This is a genomic window from Sphingomonas sp. MMS24-J13 (assembly GCF_044905095.1).
Taxonomy (GTDB): domain Bacteria; phylum Pseudomonadota; class Alphaproteobacteria; order Sphingomonadales; family Sphingomonadaceae; genus Sphingomonas_I.
The window spans coordinates 4,045,627-4,065,007 of record NZ_CP173258.1 but is presented as its reverse complement, the minus strand read 5'-3'; the positions used below and the strand labels follow the sequence as shown (position 1 = coordinate 4,065,007).

Here is a 19,381-nt window from a genome sequence, read left to right as displayed (position 1 = left end):
GTTAGAGCTCGAAACCTTCGCCCAGATAGAGCCGCCGCACCTCCTCGTTGACGACGAGATCTTCCGGGCTCCCCTGGAAGAGGACGCGGCCGTCATAGATGATGCAGGCGCGATCGACGATGTCGAGCGTCTCGCGCACATTGTGATCGGTGATCAGCACGCCGATGTCGCGCCGCTTCAGATCCTTCACCAGATCGCGGATGTCGGCGATCGAGATCGGATCGATGCCGGCGAACGGCTCGTCGAGCAGCATGATCGAGGGTGCCGCCGCCAGCGCGCGGGCGATCTCGCAGCGGCGCCGTTCGCCCCCCGACAACGCCATCGCGGGGGCATCGCGCAGCCGTTCGAGATGGAATTCGCCGAGCAGGGCCTCCAGCCGTTCCGCTCGCGTCGCCTTGTCGGGCTCGGACACTTCCAACACGGCCGACAAATTCTGCTGAACCGACAGGCCGCGGAAGATCGAGGTTTCCTGCGGCAGATAGCCGAGTCCCAATATGGCCCGGCGGTACATCGGCAATCCGGTGACGTCGTTGCCGTCAAGCAGGATGCGGCCCTCGTCCGGCTTCACCAACCCCATGATCGAATAGAAGCAGGTCGTCTTGCCGGCGCCGTTGGGGCCGAGCAGGCCGACCACCTCGCCGCGCGCGACATCGAGACTGACGTTGCGCAGCACCTGACGCTTGTCGTAGCTCTTGGCGATCGAGACGACCGACAGGCCGGCACGCGCGTCATCGGGCGTAAAGGGGGTGCCGGGCTGGATTGCGGTCGCGTCGTTCATCGTCAGGGCCTTGAATTGTGCCGTCCGGTTACCCGCAAGCGGAAGGGCGGGCAAACGGCAAGTTTCTTGCAGGGCGTTGGGATGGGGATGAGGCCGCGACATAGTGCGGCCAAATGCGCTACTTGGGCGGTGTCGCAGCGGGCGTCGTCGTGCGGTTGGGCACGGTGAAATGGCCGGTGACCCGCCCGCCGCTGCTGGTGGTCGAGCCGCCGGGCCCCGCGACCGCATTGCCGTCGATATTCGCCCGACCGGTATTGAGATCGATCACGAGACGCGCGCCTTTGACGGTGTTCGTATCGCGAACGAGGCTGACGTTGCCGATCAAGGTGATGATCTTCTTGTCGAGATCATAGATTCCGAAATCGCCGCGCGCGCGCTCATTGGGCTGGACCACGACGACATTGCCCGATGCGTCGATCCTGCCGATCTCAGGATCGGCGCCCGGCTTGGCGGCCTTGCGGTAGGCGACGGTCATGCGCGCGGCATCCATCGTCATATCGCCCTGCACGGCATGGACGTTGCCGACCCAGATTGCGCGATTGGCGCGATCCTGCACCTCTATCCGATCGGACGCGATGTCGATCGGGGCGTTGCTGTCATGCCCCTTGGCCTGCGCAAGCAACGGGCCCGCAAGCAGCGAGAGCAGGAGGAGGGGGGCCGCGCGGCGGTTCATCGCGCGCCTCTGGACTGGCCCTGAACGATATGCAAGCGGACGTGGCCTTCGAGTTGCACGACACGATCGTCGAGCTTGGCGCGCAATTTATCGGCGGTGAAGTGGCCGAGCGGCATCGTTCCCTGCACCGCGCCGCGGCTTTCGAGCGAACGATTCTCCATCCTGAGCAGCACGTTGCTGGTCGTGATGTGGTAGCCGTCGGCGGTATCGAACTTCACCGGGCCATCGATCGCGATATTCTGGGTATTCATGTCGTAGCGACCGCGCCCGGCCTTGATCGTGGCCGGCCCCTCGACCTGCTGAATCTTGGCATCGAGCGTTGTCAGCCGCACGATCGGATCGCGCGACGTTGCCTGGACGGCCGACGCCGCATCCAGCTCGAACGGGCGGCCCTGGCTGTCATTGCCGCGATAGACCGCCGCGGTAACCCTCATCCTCTCGCGGGCGACATCAACCCGATCCTTCGACAGGACGAAGCTGATATCGCGCCCCACGGTGAGCGGGGCGAAGGCGAGGAATGCCACCAGCACCCCCACCGCCATCGGCAGCGTGATGCGGAGCGTCGCGATCAGGCGATCGTGGCTGCTCCCGGTCGCGGCCCAGGCACGGCGATCGCGCCTTTGCAGCTCGGCGAGTTCGGACACGAATATGATGCCCTAGATGTGCGCGAAGATGTCGACTTCGGGCCAGCCGGCAATATCGAGCTCGGCCCGCGCCGGCAGGAAATCGAAGCAGGCTTGTGCGAGCGCCATACGCCCCTCGCGCTCCAGCCGCACGTCGAGCAGCGCCTTCAACTGGTGGAGATAGCGCACGTCGGACGCGGCATATTCCTTCTGCGCGTCGCTCAGTTCGGGCGCCCCCCAATCGGACGATTGCTGCTGCTTGGAGATTTCCTGCCCCAGCAATTCGCGCACCAACTCCTTCAAGCCATGGCGATCGGTGTAGGTGCGAATCAGCCGCGATGCGATCTTGGTGCAATAGACCGGCGCCGCCACGACGCCGAGATAGTAGCTGATGGCGGCAATGTCGAAGCGCCCGAAATGGTAGAGCTTGAGTTCGATCGGGATCGGCCAGAACCTTTTTCAGGTTCGGCGCGGCATAATCGCTCCCAGCCGCGAATCGGACGAGATGCTCGTCGCCACCCCCGTCGGAAATCTGGATCAGGCACAATCGATCGCGCGGGGTATTGAGTCCCATCGTCTCGGTATCGATGGCAATGGCGCCGGGGCCAAGCACGTCGGGCGGCAGATCTTCTTCGTGGAGATGGACGGTCATTCAGAGGCAGATAGGCGGGCTTTGCCCCCGGCTCAATGCCGTGCGAAATTGTGGCGCCACTGTGGCAGCGAAATCACTCGCGACATATTGCGAATTCCTGTAGGGTTCTCGACGGTGTGGCATGAATCGCCGGCCGGAAGTTCGTCAGCGGGCCCCGGCGCGTCGGCTTTTCATGAACGGGGCGCTTATATTTTTTCGGGAAGATTTGAACGGCATGGGTTTCGATAGAGGGCGGCGCGGGCAGCGCGGCGGCAAGGACAAGCGCGACGGCTTCGGCGACGACAGCTATGGCGGTTATAGTGGCGGCGGCGGTGGCTACGGTGGCGGCGGCGATCGCTTCGGTGGCGGCGGCGGTTACGGCGGCGGCGGCGATCGCTTCGGCGGCGGCGGTTACGGCGGCGGTGGCGATCGCTTCGGCGGCGGCGGTGGCGGTGGCTATCGCGGCGGCGGTGGTGGTGGCGGCTTCGGCGGCGGCCGTGGCGGCGGCGGTGGCGGCATGCCCGCGCAGGTCGTTGGCGAGGCCAAGGGCACCGTCAAGTTCTTCAATGGCCAGAAGGGTTTCGGCTTCGTCGTTCGCGACGACGGTGGCGAGGACGTGTTCGTTCACATCTCCGCTGTCGAGCAGGCAGGCCTGAGCGGGCTCGGCGAAGGCCAGAAGCTGGCGTTCAGCCTCGTCGATCGCGGCGGCCGCATCTCGGCTTCCAATCTCGTGCTTGAAGGCGATATCGTCCCCGTTTCCGAAGGTCGTGCCCCGCCGGCAGCCGGCGGCGCGGGCGGCGGCGCCGGTGGTCCGCAGCGTCAGCTGACGGGCGAAAAGGCGACCGGAACGGTCAAGTTCTTCAACGCGATGAAGGGCTTCGGCTTCATTCAGCGCGACGACGGGCAACCCGATGCGTTCGTCCACATCTCCGCAGTCGAGCGTGCCGGCATGCCGACGCTCAACGAAGGTGACCGGCTCGAGTTCGAGCTCGAAGTCGATCGCCGCGGCAAATATGCGGCAGTGAATCTCGCACCGGGCAGCTAAGCCCGGCGCAAGCAACGAAACGAGCCCGGTCTGCAGCAATGCAGGCCGGGCTTTTTCTTTGCAAAGAAGAGATTGGTTCGCGCGTTACCGGGGCGTTCCTACATAAGGCGAATTCCTAGCGATATCGGAGGATATCCCCATGCGTGTTCCCCCTTCCTTGCAGCCCTCGCCTTGATCGCTACGCCGGCGCTGGCCGCGGTGCCCGCCCCGCACATGCAGGCGCAGAGCTTCGAGCAGCTCGCCAAGCCACTGCCGCTGCCCTACGACGAAGCTGCCGCCGCGATGGCGTCGGTCGACAAGGCCCGCGCGCGCGCCAAGGCGTCACACAAGCTGCTGCTGATCGATCTCGGCGGGAATTGGTGTCTCGATTGCCGCATTCTAGCGGGCACGTTCGAGCTTCCCGAGCTCAAGGCGTGGCTGAAGCGCCATTATGAGCTGGTGACGGTCGACGTCGGCCGGTTCGACAAAAACCTCGAAGTGCCGGCGCATTATGGCATTCATGACCGGCTGAAGGGCGTGCCGAGCCTGTTGGTGGTCGATCCTAAGAATGACCGGCTCATCAATGCGGGCGATACGGCGGCGCTATCCGATGCGCGCAGCATGAACCCCCAGGGGTTGGCCGACTATCTCGCGCGTTGGGCACGATAGGGCCTACTCCATTTGCAGCTGCGCGGCCGGTACCTCGTCGAGCCGCCAGCCGCCGAACCGGCTGCGTCCCACCATTGCCAGCGCCAATGCCGCCACCGCCCCGAGCAGGACCGGAGCGGACGCGGCCGCCATCATCACGATCAGCGACAATTTGAGCCCGATCAGTTTGGCGCCCACCCAAGGGCCCAGCACCGATCCGACCCGCCCGACCCCGAATGCGAGGCCGAGACCACGCGACCGGCATGCGGTGGGGTAAATCAGGCCGGCGGCGGCGTTGCTGCCGAACTGTGCGCCGAGCACACAGAAGCCGGCGACTGCCACGAGCAGGCCGAGCGCGGCGGGCGACATGCCGGGCAAGCCGACGCCCAGCATCGCCGGCACCGCGACGACCAGCAGGCCGCCCACGGCCAGGAAGCCGATCCGATCGAGCATCAATGCCATCGCCAGCCCACCGAATGTCGCGCCGAAATGGTACATGGTCGATGTGAGCGCCGCCGTCTGCGGATCCATACCGATCTGGCCGAACAGGGTGGGCAGCCAATTGGCCAGGAAGAAATTGGCCATCAGGGTGGTCGCGAAGCATAGCCACAGCAGCAACGTGATGGGGGCGAGTTCGCGGGTGAAAAGCGCACCGATCGAAACGTTCGCGATCGGCCGGTCGATTGGCGCCGCGAGCGACTGGGGAAGCTTCTTGCCCGGCGCCATCCGCTCCAGGGTCGCCAGCAATTCGGCGATGCGATCGGGTCGGGTCCGCAGGAACTTGACCGATTCGGGCAAAGCGAACGGCGCCGCGAGGCCAACCACGAGCGCGGCCAGCCCGCCGACGAGGAAGATCGCGCGCCAGCCATGATGCGGCACCATGCCGGCCGCCACGAGCCCCGGCATCGATCCGCCGAGCGTGATGCCCATGAACATCAGGATGATCAGCCGCGCGCGCAGCCTTTTGGGCGACGATTCGGAATTGAGCGCGATCACATTGGGCAACACGCCCCCCATGCCCAGCCCGGTGACGAAGCGCAGCACCGTCACCTGCCCGACGCTATGCGCGAGGATGATGGCCAGCGTACTCACGCCATAAGCCAGACAACCGATCGCAATCGCCGGACGCCGCCCGAACCGATCCCCGACCAGGCCGAGCAAAGGCGCGCCGAAGAACATTCCCGCCAGGCTGGCGCTCAGCATCGTGCCGAGCTGAGCCGGGGGCACGTGCCATTCGCGTACGATATGCGGCACCGCGAGGCCGAGCGCCGAAATCTCATAGCCGTCGGTGAAGGTGGCGAGGAAGGACCAGATCAGCAGCGACAGCCCGAACCGGCCGAACCTTTGCGCATCGACCAGCGTGTCGATCTCGTCCACCGCCGCCTGCGCCATCCCGTTCCTCCCTGGCGCCCCTTGAATCGGACGCATGCTATCGTCTGTATAGCGGGTGCGAAGCGGGCGAAAACCACGCATAACGCCGCTTTGAGATCATGACAGCAGATGCGGGGCGCCATAGAGATCATGGCCATGGCGGCGATGGCAACCGCCGCGCCAGACGCCCCGGGGGAATGACATGTTCGGACGTTTTCTGCAGGCCGACGCCGCCGATCTGATCGACGCGAGCGAGGCCGGCGATCAGGCCAAAGACGCAGCCAACGAAGTAATCGAAAAAGGCTATGCAATCATTCCCGGCGCCATATCACGGCCGCACGCGCAGGCCCTGATCACGGTGTTCCGCCGGTTCGAGGCGCTGAACGAGCCGATATTCAGCCGCTACCGCGACCGGAACGGCCATTATCCGCCCATCCTCAATCTGCACATCGCGCTGCCCGCCTTCGCGGATCTGTTCGCACGCAATGCACCGCTGATCGAGACGCTGGATCTGTTGTTCGGACGGCCGGCGACGCTTTACACCTCGCTCTTCTGCGAAAGCGGTTCGCTCCATCGCGGTTCGCCGGCCTTTGCGACCCGGCCGGATCTTATGCATTTCGAAACGACGCTCTATCTCGAGCTGGCCGACGACCAGAATGGTTGCCCGGAAATATTGGAGGGTGGGCATCGTATCGCCGCGCCGGACCGCGAGCGGATGGCGCGCCGCCGCTACGGATCTCTCGACCATATGCCGACCTTCGTTCCCGAACTCTGGGCCGAATATCGCGACCGTGTCGCTAATGAAGGGCTCAGTCAGGGACTGGCGCTACGCAAACTCCGTGTCGAGGCGGGTGACGCCCTGATCTGTCACCCACGGACGCCCCATGACGACACTCGGATCGTCGACAAGGGCCGCACCCGTTTCTCGATGGTGATGCACGCCATTCCGATCGACACGCCGGTTTATCCCCAAAACGCCTTCTTCAATTCCCGAGCCGATCCGGAGAGCGCGATAAAGTATGACTATCAGGAGACCGGCGCGCGCAAGATCGTCGATCAGCGCCCCGGCGGCATCGGCTTCGGATCGGCCGGTTCCCATCCGCTCGCGGCCTTCCGCGGGATGGGATGAGCGACCGAGCCCCTATTTGTCTTCCATCAGCGCCAGCGCCAGACCGTCGCGAATGGCCCTGAGGGCATCGGTCCGGTCCGATGGCGCAGCAACCGGGATGAACGTAGCCGGTTGCGGGATCGCCGCCGCCTCAGGCGCGTCGCGCGCCAGCAATTGCTGGACCCCCCGCACCGTATAGCCTTCGTGATTGAGCAGGCGATCGATCCGGCGAACCAGATCCATATCCGCCGGGCGATAATAACGGCGGTTGCCGGCCCGCTGGAGCGGGCGAAGCTGTGGAAAGCGTGATTCCCAGTAACGCAGGATGTGCTGCGGTACGCCGAGCTCGGCCGAGACCTCACCGATGGTGCGGAACGCGCCCTCAGCCTTTTCCGCCACGCGCGAACTCAGCCCGCGCTGACGATACGATCGCGCAGCGACTGGCTGGCACGGAAGGTCAGCACGCGGCGAGGCGCGATCGGCACCTCGACCCCCGATTTGGGATTGCGCCCGATCCGCTCGGTCTTGTCGCGCAGTACGAATGTGCCGAAGCCGGAGATCTTGACGTTTTCACCATCCGCAAGCGCTTCGCAGATATGGGTGATTACATGTTCGACGATGCTGGCGCATTGCGAGCGTGGCAGGCCAATGTGGCCATGCAGTTGCTCCGCCAGATCGGCGCGGGTCAATGTGTTCGATTCGGCCATTCCGTCCCCTAGGGCCCCCTGGCCCGGCTTGTCACATCGTCACAATCGCTGCCTTGGGGCCGCTGTCAATAGCGCGCAACCGCGGCGCCCCAAGTAAACCCGCCGCCCATCGCCTCGAAAACGATGAGATCGCCCCGCTGGATACGCCCGTCGCGAACCGCGACGTCGAGTGCCAGAGGGACCGAAGCGGCCGAAGTATTGGCATGCTGATCGACCGTCACGATCATGCGATCGGGGCTCAGGCCGAGCTTGCGCGCGGTGGCATCGAGGATCCGGCGATTGGCCTGGTGCGGCACGACCCAATCGACATCCGCCGGGGTGAGCCCGGCTTTATCGAGCGCCTCGCCCAGCACGGCAGCCAGATTGACCACTGCGTGGCGAAACACTTCGGAGCCGCGCATCCGTACTTTGCCGACCGTGCCGGTGGTCGAAGGGCCGCCGTCGACATAAAGCAGTTGATTGTGCCGGCCATCGGCGTGGAGCGCGGTGGAAAGAATGCCGCGTTCGCCCTCCTCGGCCTTGAGCACCACCGCGCCGGCGCCGTCGCCGAACAGAACGCAGGTGGCGCGATCCTCCCAATCGAGGATGCGGCTGAAGGTCTCCGACCCGATCACGACTGCGATATCGATACCGCCAGCCCGAATCATGCTGTCGGCGACCGAGAGCGCGTAGAGGAAGCCCGAGCAAACCGCCGCGACATCGAACGCGATGCAGTCGTCGATGCCAAGCGACGCCTGCACGCGCGTGGCGGTGGCGGGAAAGGTCTGATCGGGGGTGGCGGTCGCGACGATGATCAGCCCGACGTCGGTCGCTGCGATCCCGGCCGCATCGAGTGCCTTGCGCGCCGCCTCCGCGGCGAGGGTGCCGGTCGTCTCGCCCTCACCTGCAATATAGCGCGCGCGGATGCCGGTCCGCTCGACGATCCATTCGTCCGACGTATCGACGGTCTGCGCGAGTTCGTCGTTGGTGACGCGGCGGGCAGGCAATGCGGAACCGGTACCGGAAATGGTGGCGCGACGGCTCATGCGGTTTCAGCTGTCCTGATTCGCGCCAGATCCTCGGCGATCCGGTGGGTGATGCGGCCGCGCGCCAAAGTGGCGGCGACATGGATGGCGTTGGCGAAGCCGTCGGGCGAGATATGGCCGTGGCTTTTGACCACGGTGCCGTTGAGCCCAAGAAATACCGCGCCGTTGCGCTGATTGGGATCGAGACCTTTGCGCAGCAGGGTGATTGCCGGCTTCGACAGCAGGAAGCCGAATTTGGAGCGCAGCGAGCTGGTGAAGGCGCGGCGTATCAGATCGCCGATGAAACGCGCCGTGCCCTCGGCCGTCTTGAGCGCGATATTGCCAGAGAAGCCATCCGATACGATCACATCGGTCTCGCCGCGGCTGAGGGTATTCGCCTCGATGAAGCCGTCGAATCGCAACGGCAGATGATCAGCCGCACGCAGCATGGCGGCCGCCTCGCGCAGCGCCTCGGTACCCTTCAATTCCTCGGTCCCGATATTCAGCAGGCGCACGCTCGGCTGATCAAGGCCGTGGAGGATGCGGGCATAAGCCGCGCCCATAATCGCGAATTCGAAGAGATTGTTGGCGTCGCATTCGGTGTTCGCGCCGAGATCGAGCATGACCAGATCGTGCGCGCCGAGCGTCGGCAGCACGGCCGCCAGGGCGGGGCGATCGATGCCGGGGATCATTCTCAGCGCAAGCTTGGCCATCGCCATCAGCGCGCCGGTATTGCCAGCCGACACTGCGGCGTCGGCGTCGCCCGATTTCACCGCCGCGATCGCCATGCCCATCGAGGTGGTCTTGGCGCGACGAATCGCCTGGCTTGGCTTGTCCTCGTTACGGATGACGCCGGGCGAATGCGTTATCGCCACGCGCGTGCCAAGCGCCTTGTGGCGCGCAAGTTCGGCCGCAATCGCGGTTTCGTCGCCGAACAGGGTGAAGCGAAGCGTCGGGTCGGCCGCCAACGCGCGCTCGACACCAGCCGCCACCACGGGCAGGCCACCGTCGCCGCCCATCGCGTCGATCGCGAGATGCGGGCCTGCGCTCACCCCCGGATCATCCCGTCAGTCGTCAGTTGCCGACCGAAAGAATCTCACGCCCGTTATAATGGCCGCACTGGCCACACAGGTTATGCGGGCGCTTGAGCTCGCCGCAATTCGGACATTCCTGGAAGGATTCCGCCGTCAGCGCGTGGTGGCTGCGACGCATATTCCGCCGTGACGGCGAGGTTTTTCTCTTGGGGACAGCCATTTCGGCACCTGATCCTGCATGCTAAAACGAACACGACGCGCTTGACCCTCGACCGGATGGCAATATTGCCATGGTCCAGCGGCTCAGCGCGTCGCGGAGGTGGTGCCCTATAGCGATTTTCACCCGCGTTGCAAGCACGCGGCAAGCGTGGCACCTGCACCCGATCCACAGGGGGAAGAGCGCATGTTACTGCCGATCACGCTGACCATGGCGGGTGCCGCCGCGCTGATCAACGTCTGGCTCGGAATGCGCGTTTCGCGAATCCGCGGGATGACCAAGATCAACATCGGCGACGGCGGCAACCCGCTGCTGATCGCTCGCATGCGCGCGCACTCCAATTTCGTCGAGTACACGCCCTTCGTCCTGATCCTGATCGGGCTGATCGAATATGCACGCGGCCCGAAGACCTGGCTGTGGCTGGTGGGCATCGCCTTCCTGCTCTCGCGCATCCTCCACGCGTTCGGCATGGACAAGGCGACCGTCAATCCGTTGCGGGGCGCCGGCGTCGGTATCACGATGGTGGTGCTGATCGGGCTTGCGATCTACGCATTATTGCTGCCTTACGGGATCGGCTGAGGCTCAAGCCCACCTGCGACGAGGAGTGGCAGGTTGTTTTTGGCCCGCCGATAACCATCTCTATGCTCGCGCAACCTTGTTGCAACGCCGCATATCGGCTAAGGGCGCGCAACTTCTGAACTTACGAACACGAAAGACCACCATGCGCCTTCGCAACGTGGCCATCATCGCGCACGTCGATCATGGCAAGACCACCCTGGTCGACCAGCTCTTCCGCCAATCGGGCACCTTTCGCGACAATCAGCGCATCGAAGAGCGCGCGATGGATTCGAACGACCTGGAAAAGGAGCGTGGCATCACGATCCTTGCCAAGTGCACCTCGGTCGAGTGGCACGGCAAGGACGGCGATACCCGCATCAACATCGTCGATACGCCGGGCCACGCCGATTTCGGCGGCGAGGTGGAACGCATCCTCTCGATGGTCGACGGCGTGATCCTGCTGGTCGATTCGTCCGAAGGCGCGATGCCGCAGACCAAGTTCGTCACCGGCAAGGCGCTGGCACTCGGCCTGCGCCCGATCGTGGTGGTCAACAAGATCGACCGTTCCGACGCCCGCACCCAGGAGGTGCTGGACGAGGTGTTCGATCTGTTCGTGAGCCTCGACGCGACCGACGAGCAGCTCGACTTCCCGGTCCTGTTCGCATCCGGCCGCAACGGCTATGCCAGCACCGATCCGGACGCGCGCGAAGGCACGCTGACCCCGATGTTCGAGAAGATCGTCGAGCATGTGCCGCCGCCGAGCGCCGACCCCGACGGCCCGTTCAAGTTCCTGGTCACCCTGCTCGACCGCGACAATTTCCTTGGCCGCATCCTGACCGGCCTGGTCTTCTCGGGCTCGGTCAAGACCAACATGCCGATCCACGCGCTCGATAACGACGGCAAGATCGTCGAAACCGGCCGCGCGTCCAAGATCATGACCTTCCGCGGGCTCGAGCGCGTGCCGACCGAGGAAGCGCAGGCGGGCGACATCATCTCGATCGCCGGGCTTACCACCGCGACCGTGTCCAACACGATCTGCGACCCGAGCGTGACCGAGCCGTTGCATGCCCAGCCGATCGATCCGCCGACGTTGAGCATGCGCTTCGCCGTCAACGACTCGCCAATGGCGGGCCGCGAGGGCACCAAGGTGACCAGCCGCATGATCCGCGACCGTCTGTTCCGCGAAGCCGAGAGCAACGTCGCGATCAAGGTGACCGAGAGCGCCGACAAGGACAGCTACGAAGTCGCCGGCCGCGGCGAGCTCCAGCTCGGCGTGCTGATCGAGACGATGCGCCGCGAAGGCTTCGAGCTCGGCATCAGCCGTCCGCGCGTGCTGTTCCGCGATGGCGAGAATGGCCGCGAGGAGCCCTATGAGACGGTCGTGATCGACGTCGACGAGGATTTCTCGGGCACGGTCGTCGAGAAGATGAACAACCGTAAGGCCGAGCTGACCGACATGCGTCCCTCGGGCGGCGGCAAGACCCGCATCACCTTCTCGGCGCCCTCGCGCGGGCTGATCGGCTACCATGGCGAGTTCCTGTCGGACACGCGCGGCACCGGCATCATGAACCGGCTGTTCGAGAAATATGGTCCCTACAAGGGCCAGATCGAGGGTCGGAAGAACGGCGTTCTGATCTCGAACGGTGCAGGCGAGGCCAATGCCTATGCGCTCGGCCCGCTCGAAGAGCGCGGCGTGATGATGGTCGCCCCCGGCGAGCAGCTCTATGAGGGCATGATCATCGGCGAGAATGCCAAGACGGACGACCTCGAGGTCAATCCGATGAAGGCCAAGCAGCTCACCAACTTCCGCGCGAGCGGCGGCAAGGACGACGCGATCCGCCTCACCCCGCCGCGCCGCCTGACCCTGGAGCAGGCGATTGCCTATATCGACGATGACGAGCTCGTCGAGGTGACGCCGAAGAACATCCGCCTGCGCAAGCGCTACCTCGACCCGAACGAGCGCAAGCGCGCCAGCCGCGCCAAGGCGGCCTGACCTACCGCTGGGACGGGGCGAGCGTGCGCAGCAGCGCCCCGCCCAGCAGATAGGCCGTCAGAATCACCGCCGCCATGGGGCGTGCGGTGCCGTCATGGAAAGCGCCGGCAATCGACGCGCCGAGCGCGCCCGCGCCGAACTGAAGGCAGCCGACCAAGGCCGAGGCCGCGCCCGCGCGGCGCGGGTCGTGCGCCAGCGCGCCGGCGAAGGCGTTGGGCTGGGTGAAGCCGATCAGCCCGACCATGAAGAAGAGCGGCACGACCACTCCGGCCAGCCCGACGAAGCCGGTGAAGGCATCGACGAACAGGACGGCCGATGCAACGATGCTGCCGATGTTCGCGCGGCGCAGGATCGTGTCATAGCCAAGCCGCCCGAGCAGGCGCCGGTTGAAGAAGTTGGCAGCCACCAGCCCGATCCCGTTGACGGCGATCGTCCAGCCGAACTGCCGCGGGGAGAGGCCGAAGCCGCCGATCAGGACATCGGGCGTGATCGCGAGATAGGTGAGCAGCCCCATGTGCGAGCAGCCCGCCAGCAGCGCGTAGCCCATCACCCGTGGCTCCCCCAGCAAGGCGGCATAGCTGCGCATCACCGATTCGCCGCGCGCATGTGACGCCGTCGCCTCGCTACGCGTCTCGGCCAAACCGAAAACGATGCCCACCCAAAGCAGGGTGCCGAAGCCGGCAAGAATCCAGAAAATGCTGCGCCAGCCGGCGATCAGTAGAACGAAGCTGCCCAGCAGGGGCGCCAGCACCGGCGCGAGGCTCATCACGAGTAGCAGGATCGAGAAGACGTGCGCGCTTTCGGCCGGGGTGAAGCGATCGCGCACGACCGCGCGGCCGATCACCATCCCCGCGCACCCGCCCAGCGCCTGGAAGAAACGCAGCACGATCAGCGGCCCGATCGCCCCGCACAACGCCCCGCCGACGCTGGCAAGCACATAGAGCGCCACACCGACGATCAGCGGCGGGCGGCGACCGAGCCGATCGGAAAGCGGTCCATGGATCAGCTGGCCGAGGCAAAGCCCGACATAGAAGGCCGCGACCGTGAGGGCGCCTGCCGCCGGCGGAGCGGCCAGGTCGCGCGCCATGGTCGGCAGCGCAGGCAGATACATGTCGATCGACAGCGGCCCGAACGACGTCATGCCGGCGAGGATCGCCATCAACCCGATCGGTAGATGGGGTTTCGAAGATTGGCTCTGGGACTGCACGATTATATGAGCTCGCAGGATTGTCGGAAATGCATTCGTCGGCGTTATTGCAGGCTGGCGCTATAGAAATCCTGTCCGGATCAAGGCGCGCGACCGTGTCATCGAGCGATTGCCGCGGTCGCGCGCCCAAGCCGAATCCGATCAGCGCTGCGCGAGGACGTGCCGGAACCGCAGCGGGTTATACCCGCACGACGGGCGGCCCTTTCCGCGCTTAATCTGCACGCTCGAAGCTGATCGCGCGCCGCTCCGTATCGACCGCCGTCAGTCGGACCTTGACCGCATCCCCCGGCTGCACACCCTGCGCGGCCACCCGCGCCACCACCGGCAGGTCGCATAGCTGAATACGCGCCCCACGCTCGTCGAGATCGGTGACGATCGTGTCGAAGGTCTCGCCTTCGCTGCCCTTTAGCAGGAGCGTCTCGGCCAGATCGATCACCGCGCGTTCGATCTGGCCATCCATAGCCTCCGCATGCGTCATCACTTGCGGAAGCCGGGCGAAGGCCTGCGTCACGACATCGGGCACCGGCTGATTGTTGGCGATCGCAAGTGCGGCACGGACGACGTAGCGGTCGGCCAGTCGACGCAGCGGGGCGGTGGCATGGGCATAGGTGGCAGCCATGGCGGCGTGCCAGGGAGTCTTGCCCTCCTGGAAGGGAATATAGCCCGCGCCATGCCCGGCGCGGCGAATCGCAAGCATGAAGGCGGCCTGGCGCGGATCGGCGGCCGACAGCGTTCGCTCATACTCGGCGAGCGGTTCGCCATCGGGCCAGGTCAGCCCGAAAGCGCGGGCGGTGTGGCGGAGCCGCCCGATCCCGCGCTGATCGGGTTCGGCCATCACGCGAAAAAGACCGGTATGATGCGCCTGAAGCGCATCGGCGACGGCAAGGTTGGTCGCGAGCGACAAAGCGGCGTTCTGGTCTTCCAATTCGAGCCTGGCGCTGAAGGTAAGATCGAGCGTGCCGTCATGCAGCCGCACCACCTCCTGCTGGGGCGGATCGACGCGCGCGGCGCCACGCCGGTCCTCGGCCGCGGTGATGCGGCGGGCGAGCTCGGCGAAATCGGCCGGGAGATCGGTGGCGCGCACGCTGTCATAGGCCAGCTTGGCGCGGCTGCGGATCACCGCGCGCTCGGCGCCATCGAGGCGAACGCCGCCATCCGGCGCAACCCTGACCGTGAAGATCACCGCCGGGCGCGGGCTGGCAGGCAACAGGCTGGCTGCCCCTTCGCTGAGGCTGGCGGGATAGAGGCGGGCCTTGCCGTCGGGCAGATACAGGGTCTCGCCGCGCCGCCATGCTTCGGCATCGATCGGGCCGCCGTCATCGACGAACCAGGCGACGTCGGCGATGGCATAATGGAGCAGCAGATCGCTGCCGGCCCGTTCGATCGTGAACGCCTGGTCGAGATCGGTCGAGGTGGCGGGGTCGAGCGTGACGAACAGCCGGTCGGTGCGATCGACATGTTCGGTCGGCGCGCGCTGTGCCGCAGCCTCGGCGGCGGCCAGCACGGCGGCGGGAAATTCGCCGGGCACCTGATATTGGATGCGGATGGCGGCGAGGCCCTGCGCCATCGCATTGGCGGAATTGGCCAACGTCTTCATCGGCTTGCCGCTACACCGGGTTCACGCGCGGGGGAATGGCTGACGGGTTTTAGGCCGCCCCCATTTCCAGCAGCACTGCCCATTCCTCGTCACGGACCGGGGTGACCGACAGGCGCGACTGGCGCAGCATCTCCAGCGCCTTGAGGCGCGGTTCGGCCTTGATCGCTTCGAGCGTGACGGGCTTGGCCAGTTTCTCGACCGGCTCGACCGCGACGCTGGCCCATTTGCCGTCGTCGCCATCGGGCTGCCACGCGCGGACGATCTTCATGATCCCGACCGCGGCTTTCTCGGTGTTCGAATGATAGAAGAGCGCCCGATCGCCGGGCACCATCGTCTTGAGGAAATTGCGCGCGGTGTAATTGCGCACGCCATTCCATTCGGTGGCGCCGTCGCGCACGAGATCGTCCCAGCTATAGGCGTCGGGCTCGGATCGCAGCAGCCAGAAGGCCATCAGGCGACCCCCGGCTTGGGGCTGATGGCGAGATTCATCCGCGCCGCGGCGATGGCGCGATCGGGCCCGTCCTGCCACGCGGTGACCGCGACATTGGCGATCCGGCCGCCGATTCGGATGACCTGGCCGCAGGCATAGGTATCGACCAATTTGCCCATCCGCATGAAATCGACCGTCACCGTGATCGGCTTGAAGATCGAACGCGCATCGGCCGGCTCATCGAGCGTCGCGTCGATCGCGGCGATGGCGGCGATTTCGAGCAGGCCGGCAATCGCGCCGCCGTGGAGACGCCCAGGCGCACCGATCAACCCATCCGAAAACGGCATGACCAGAAGAGGCGCGCCATCCTGCGTGCCGTGAATGCTGATGCCGAGGAAATCGGCATAAGGGAGGAGGGTCACCGCGCTCATATATCGAGCAACATATAGGTGCCGGCGACATGCGCCACCGGATCGCTGGCATCGCCGTCATGCGCAATGCCACGCACGAACGCGACCCGACGGGTGAGGCGGTAGCATTCGGCGCGTCCGGTCACGGCATTGCCGGGGCGGGCGGGACGCAGATAATCGATCCTGAGATCGAGTGTCGCATGCGGGCGGATGCCACCGCGCTTGGCCCAGATCGCCATCGTCGTCGCCATGTCCATCAAGGAAAGGATCGGGCCCGAGGCGAGCACGCCGCTGGTAGCGTCCGACACCAAGCGGCGATCATAATCGAGCACCAGTTCGCACCAATCCGCACCATGATCGACATAACGCAGGCCAAGGGCGACGGTATGGCCTTCGCGCGCATCCTTGAGGAAGCGGCTGACATCAAACGGCGCGGGCACGGCGGGATCGGGCAAAGTCATCCTCTCTCGCATATGAGACGTGTATGACGTCCACAAGCGCACCGTTACATCGCAGTTACGATAAAACAAATCTGCGACCGGCGCGCCGCCCATCGGAGAGCGATGGACGACGATGCGACCCCGGCGCAATCGATAGCAAACTAATCGTCGGAGGATGCATGGGCGGACATGTCTTGGCCGAGGTCACGTCGGGCCTGCGTTTTCCGGAGGGGCCCGTGGTGATGCCCGACGGGCAGATCATCGTGGTCGAGATCAATGCCGGGCGGGTGACGCGGATCGATCCCAGGACGGGCGCAAAGACGGTGATCGCCGCGAACCTGGGCGGCCCCAACGGTCTCGCGCTCGGCCCCGATGGCATGCTTTACCTGTGCAACAATGGCGGCTTCGACTGGATCGAGGGCGATGGCGTGCTGATGCCGTTCGAGTCCGCGCCCGATTATGTGGGCGGTTCGATCCAGAGGGTCGATCCCGCCACCGGCGCGGTCGAGACGCTCTACACCCATGCCGGCGACGTCCAGCTGCGTGGACCGAACGATATCGTGTTCGATGCGCATGGCGGCTTCTGGTTCACCGATTTCGGCAAGATCCGTCGCCGCGACGAGGACATCACCGGCATCTTCTATGCGAAAGCCGACGGCAGCTTCATCGAGGAGGTGATCCACCCGATGCGCGGGCCCAACGGGATCGGCCTCTCGCCCGACGGCAAGACCCTGTACGTCGCCGAAACCTTCACCTGCACGCTGCATGCGTTCGAGGTGATGGCGCCGGGTAAGGTTGCGGACGGCGGATCGCCGAGCTTTCCGGGGCGCTTCCTCCACCGGCCCGCTGGCTCCAAATATTTCGACAGCCTCGCGGTCGAGGCGGGCGGCAATATCTGCGTCGGCACCTTGGGTGTCGGCGGGATCAGCGTGATCTCGCCCGAAGGCGAGGCGGTCGAATTCGTCGAGACGGGCGATCCGGTGACGACCAACATCGCGTTCGGCGGTGAGGATATGATGACGGCCTATATCACCTGTTCGAGCAGTGGGCGGTTGCTATCGACCCGGTGGCAGCGACCGGGGCTGAGGCTGGCCTTTCCCTGAGAGCCGGGACGAACGGGGTTTCCCTGATGACGGGGGACCCCCTAAGGATGGCGCATGCCCACCCCGCTCGACGCGCTGCACACCACCTTCGGCTATCATGAATTCCGCGGCCGCCAGGCCGAGGTGATCGCGCGCGTCATGGCTGGGCAGAATACGCTGGCAGTCATGCCGACCGGCGCAGGCAAGTCGCTGACCTACCAGATCCCGGCTCTGTGTCGGCCCGGAACCGGCCTCGTCATCTCGCCGCTGATCGCCCTGATGCATGATCAGGTACGATCGGCCGAGGCGGCCGGCATCCGCGCCGCCGCCCTCACCTCAGCCGACGACAATCGCGACGAGACGATCCGGCGGCTGCGCGATGGGGACCTCGATCTGCTCTATGTGGCGCCCGAGCGGGCGAACATGGAGGGGTTCCGCCGCCTGCTCGACCGGACCGAGCTGGCACTAATCGCGATCGACGAGGCGCATTGCGTATCCGAATGGGGGCATGATTTCCGCCCCGATTACCGCCTGCTGCGCAGCCTCCTCGACGAGCATCGGGAAGTACCCAGACTGGCGCTGACCGCCACCGCCGATCGCCACACCCGCGCCGATATCCTGACCCAGCTCGACATCCCCGAAGAGGGGCTGATCCTGGCGGGCTTCGATCGGCCCAACATCCGCTATGCGGTGTCGCCGCGCGACGGGCTTGCCAAGCAGCTTGCCGGCTTCATCGCCGAGACGCCGGGGCCGGGCATCATCTATGCGCAGAGCCGGGTCGAGACCGAGAAACTGGCCTCGGCCCTCGCCTCGGCCGGCCGGCCGACGCGCGCTTATCATGCCGGGCTCGATTTATCGGTGCGACAGGCCAATGCGCGGGCGTTCGTCCGGTCCGAAGACATGGTGATGGTGGCCACCGTCGCGTTCGGCATGGGCATCGACAAGCCCGACGTACGGTTCGTGGCGCATGCCGGCATCCCCAAATCGATCGAGGGCTATTATCAGGAGACCGGCCGCGCGGGGCGCGACGGCGATCCGGCGGTGGCCCAGCTTTTCTGGGGCGCGCAGGATTTCGCACGCGCCCGCCAGCGGATCGAATTGGAGGTCGATGAAAGCCGCCGGTCGAGCGAGCGCCAGCGGCTCAATGCGCTTGCCGGCTTCGTGGAGGCATCAGGCTGCCGCCGCGCGATCCTGCTGCGCCATTTCGGCGAAAGCCCGCCCGAGCGCTGCGGCAATTGCGACAATTGCCTGACGCCGCCGACCGCGATCGACGCCACCGAGGTGGCGCGCAAACTGCTCTCGGCCGCGTTCCGCACCGAGATGCGCTTCGGCATCACCCATCTGACCGACGTGCTGGCGGGCAAGGATTCGGACAAGGTCATCAGCTTCGGCCACAACAACCTCTCGGTGTTCGGCATCGCCAATGAGGAGGAGCTGAAACTGATCAAGCCAGTCGCCCGCGCCTTGCTGGCGCGCGATGCGCTGCGTGCCGACGATTATGGCGGCCTGTCGTTTGGACCGGCCGCGCGGCCGATCCTGAAGGGCGAGGAGGCGGTTTCGGTGGTATTGCCGCCGCGACGCGAGCGTCGGCGGCGCGATGGCGGTGCGGATGGCCCGAACGATCCGATGTTCGAGGCGTTGCGGGCGCTCCGTCGCGATCTCGCCAAGACGCAGGGCGTGCCGCCGTACGTGATCTTCCACGACGCGACGTTGCGCGAAATGGCGGCGGTGAAGCCCGGAAATCTGCGGGCGCTGGGCGAGATCAACGGCGTCGGGGCGCGCAAGCTCGAGGCTTATGGGGCAGCGTTTCTGGAGGTGCTGCGGGGAGTATGAGCCGAAACCCGTT

Annotated in this window: 21 protein-coding genes and 1 pseudogene; 7 read left to right on the top strand and 15 right to left on the bottom strand. The window is 65.7% G+C overall.

The window, feature by feature from the left end:
* Position 1: 1 nt before the first annotated feature.
* The 4 genes and pseudogenes from lptB to AB4Z44_RS18720 form a co-directional block, all read right to left on the bottom strand.
* Positions 2 to 778, bottom strand: a complete 777-nt coding sequence (lptB, locus tag AB4Z44_RS18735; protein ID WP_404711181.1) for an LPS export ABC transporter ATP-binding protein — start codon at positions 776 to 778, stop codon at positions 2 to 4.
* 118 nt (positions 779 to 896) lie between these two features.
* On the bottom strand, positions 897 to 1,451 hold the full coding sequence (locus AB4Z44_RS18730; RefSeq protein ID WP_404711180.1) for an LptA/OstA family protein: 555 nt from the start codon (positions 1,449 to 1,451) through the stop codon (positions 897 to 899).
* A complete protein-coding gene (lptC, locus tag AB4Z44_RS18725; RefSeq protein ID WP_404711179.1) occupies positions 1,448 to 2,095 on the bottom strand; it encodes an LPS export ABC transporter periplasmic protein LptC in 648 nt (215 codons plus the stop codon). The genes AB4Z44_RS18730 and lptC overlap by 4 nt, the downstream gene beginning before the upstream one ends.
* Positions 2,096 to 2,107: 12 nt before the next feature.
* Positions 2,108 to 2,726, bottom strand: a pseudogene (locus AB4Z44_RS18720) (ribonuclease D).
* A gap of 214 nt (positions 2,727 to 2,940) precedes the next feature.
* Here AB4Z44_RS18720 and AB4Z44_RS18715 point away from each other — a divergent pair.
* Both AB4Z44_RS18715 and AB4Z44_RS18710 read left to right on the top strand, forming a co-directional pair.
* A complete protein-coding gene (locus AB4Z44_RS18715) occupies positions 2,941 to 3,750 on the top strand; it encodes a cold-shock protein (RefSeq protein ID WP_404711178.1) in 810 nt (269 codons plus the stop codon).
* A gap of 213 nt (positions 3,751 to 3,963) precedes the next feature.
* On the top strand, positions 3,964 to 4,398 hold the full coding sequence (locus AB4Z44_RS18710) for a thioredoxin family protein (protein WP_404714276.1): 435 nt from the start codon (positions 3,964 to 3,966) through the stop codon (positions 4,396 to 4,398).
* A gap of 3 nt (positions 4,399 to 4,401) precedes the next feature.
* On the opposite strand, the gene AB4Z44_RS18705 is transcribed toward AB4Z44_RS18710, so the two are convergent.
* Positions 4,402 to 5,769 (bottom strand): MFS transporter, encoded by a 1,368-nt coding sequence (locus tag AB4Z44_RS18705; protein WP_404711177.1) that lies wholly within the window; start codon positions 5,767 to 5,769, stop codon positions 4,402 to 4,404.
* Between the two features lie 181 nt (positions 5,770 to 5,950).
* Between AB4Z44_RS18705 and AB4Z44_RS18700 the strand changes: the two genes are divergently transcribed.
* Positions 5,951 to 6,877 (top strand): hypothetical protein, encoded by a 927-nt coding sequence (locus tag AB4Z44_RS18700; protein ID WP_404711176.1) that lies wholly within the window; start codon positions 5,951 to 5,953, stop codon positions 6,875 to 6,877.
* 12 nt (positions 6,878 to 6,889) lie between these two features.
* On the opposite strand, the gene AB4Z44_RS18695 is transcribed toward AB4Z44_RS18700, so the two are convergent.
* The 5 genes from AB4Z44_RS18695 to rpmF all read right to left on the bottom strand — a co-directional run bounded on the left by AB4Z44_RS18695 (position 6,890) and on the right by rpmF (position 9,821).
* On the bottom strand, positions 6,890 to 7,255 hold the full coding sequence (locus AB4Z44_RS18695) for a MerR family transcriptional regulator (RefSeq protein WP_404711175.1): 366 nt from the start codon (positions 7,253 to 7,255) through the stop codon (positions 6,890 to 6,892).
* A gap of 8 nt (positions 7,256 to 7,263) precedes the next feature.
* A complete protein-coding gene (locus AB4Z44_RS18690; protein WP_404711174.1) occupies positions 7,264 to 7,563 on the bottom strand; it encodes an integration host factor subunit alpha in 300 nt (99 codons plus the stop codon).
* A gap of 65 nt (positions 7,564 to 7,628) precedes the next feature.
* Positions 7,629 to 8,588 (bottom strand): beta-ketoacyl-ACP synthase III, encoded by a 960-nt coding sequence (locus tag AB4Z44_RS18685; RefSeq protein ID WP_404711173.1) that lies wholly within the window; start codon positions 8,586 to 8,588, stop codon positions 7,629 to 7,631.
* Positions 8,585 to 9,619, bottom strand: coding sequence for a phosphate acyltransferase PlsX (gene plsX / locus AB4Z44_RS18680; protein ID WP_404711172.1), 1,035 nt, complete (start codon positions 9,617 to 9,619; stop codon positions 8,585 to 8,587). The genes AB4Z44_RS18685 and plsX overlap by 4 nt, the downstream gene beginning before the upstream one ends.
* A gap of 22 nt (positions 9,620 to 9,641) precedes the next feature.
* A complete protein-coding gene (gene rpmF / locus AB4Z44_RS18675; RefSeq protein ID WP_404711171.1) occupies positions 9,642 to 9,821 on the bottom strand; it encodes a 50S ribosomal protein L32 in 180 nt (59 codons plus the stop codon).
* 183 nt (positions 9,822 to 10,004) lie between these two features.
* Here rpmF and AB4Z44_RS18670 point away from each other — a divergent pair, with 183 nt between their 5' ends.
* Together AB4Z44_RS18670 and typA are read left to right on the top strand one after the other, a co-directional pair.
* Positions 10,005 to 10,397: an MAPEG family protein gene (locus AB4Z44_RS18670; protein WP_404711170.1), complete on the top strand. Its 393-nt coding sequence runs from the start codon at positions 10,005 to 10,007 to the stop codon at positions 10,395 to 10,397.
* A gap of 142 nt (positions 10,398 to 10,539) precedes the next feature.
* Positions 10,540 to 12,369: a translational GTPase TypA gene (gene typA / locus AB4Z44_RS18665; protein ID WP_404711169.1), complete on the top strand. Its 1,830-nt coding sequence runs from the start codon at positions 10,540 to 10,542 to the stop codon at positions 12,367 to 12,369.
* A 1-nt stretch (position 12,370) separates the two neighbouring features.
* On the opposite strand, the gene AB4Z44_RS18660 is transcribed toward typA, so the two are convergent.
* From AB4Z44_RS18660 to AB4Z44_RS18640, 5 genes are all read right to left on the bottom strand, one after another.
* Complete coding sequence (locus AB4Z44_RS18660) at positions 12,371 to 13,528, bottom strand: multidrug effflux MFS transporter (protein ID WP_404711168.1); 1,158 nt, start codon at positions 13,526 to 13,528, stop codon at positions 12,371 to 12,373.
* Between the two features lie 259 nt (positions 13,529 to 13,787).
* Positions 13,788 to 15,173: an RNB domain-containing ribonuclease gene (locus tag AB4Z44_RS18655; RefSeq protein ID WP_404711167.1), complete on the bottom strand. Its 1,386-nt coding sequence runs from the start codon at positions 15,171 to 15,173 to the stop codon at positions 13,788 to 13,790.
* Between the two features lie 49 nt (positions 15,174 to 15,222).
* Positions 15,223 to 15,624 (bottom strand): EVE domain-containing protein, encoded by a 402-nt coding sequence (locus AB4Z44_RS18650; protein WP_404711166.1) that lies wholly within the window; start codon positions 15,622 to 15,624, stop codon positions 15,223 to 15,225.
* Entirely contained in the window at positions 15,624 to 16,034 is a 411-nt protein-coding gene (locus AB4Z44_RS18645) for a PaaI family thioesterase (protein ID WP_404711165.1), read from the bottom strand. Before AB4Z44_RS18645 ends, AB4Z44_RS18650 begins: the two co-directional genes overlap by 1 nt.
* Positions 16,031 to 16,474, bottom strand: coding sequence for a PaaI family thioesterase (locus AB4Z44_RS18640; RefSeq protein ID WP_404711164.1), 444 nt, complete (start codon positions 16,472 to 16,474; stop codon positions 16,031 to 16,033). The genes AB4Z44_RS18645 and AB4Z44_RS18640 overlap by 4 nt, the downstream gene beginning before the upstream one ends.
* 158 nt (positions 16,475 to 16,632) lie before the next feature.
* Here AB4Z44_RS18640 and AB4Z44_RS18635 point away from each other — a divergent pair, with 158 nt between their 5' ends.
* On the top strand, positions 16,633 to 17,556 hold the full coding sequence (locus tag AB4Z44_RS18635; protein ID WP_404711163.1) for an SMP-30/gluconolactonase/LRE family protein: 924 nt from the start codon (positions 16,633 to 16,635) through the stop codon (positions 17,554 to 17,556).
* A 54-nt stretch (positions 17,557 to 17,610) separates the two neighbouring features.
* Complete coding sequence (gene recQ, locus AB4Z44_RS18630) at positions 17,611 to 19,368, top strand: DNA helicase RecQ (protein ID WP_404711162.1); 1,758 nt, start codon at positions 17,611 to 17,613, stop codon at positions 19,366 to 19,368.
* The last annotated feature ends 13 nt before the right edge of the window (positions 19,369 to 19,381 follow it).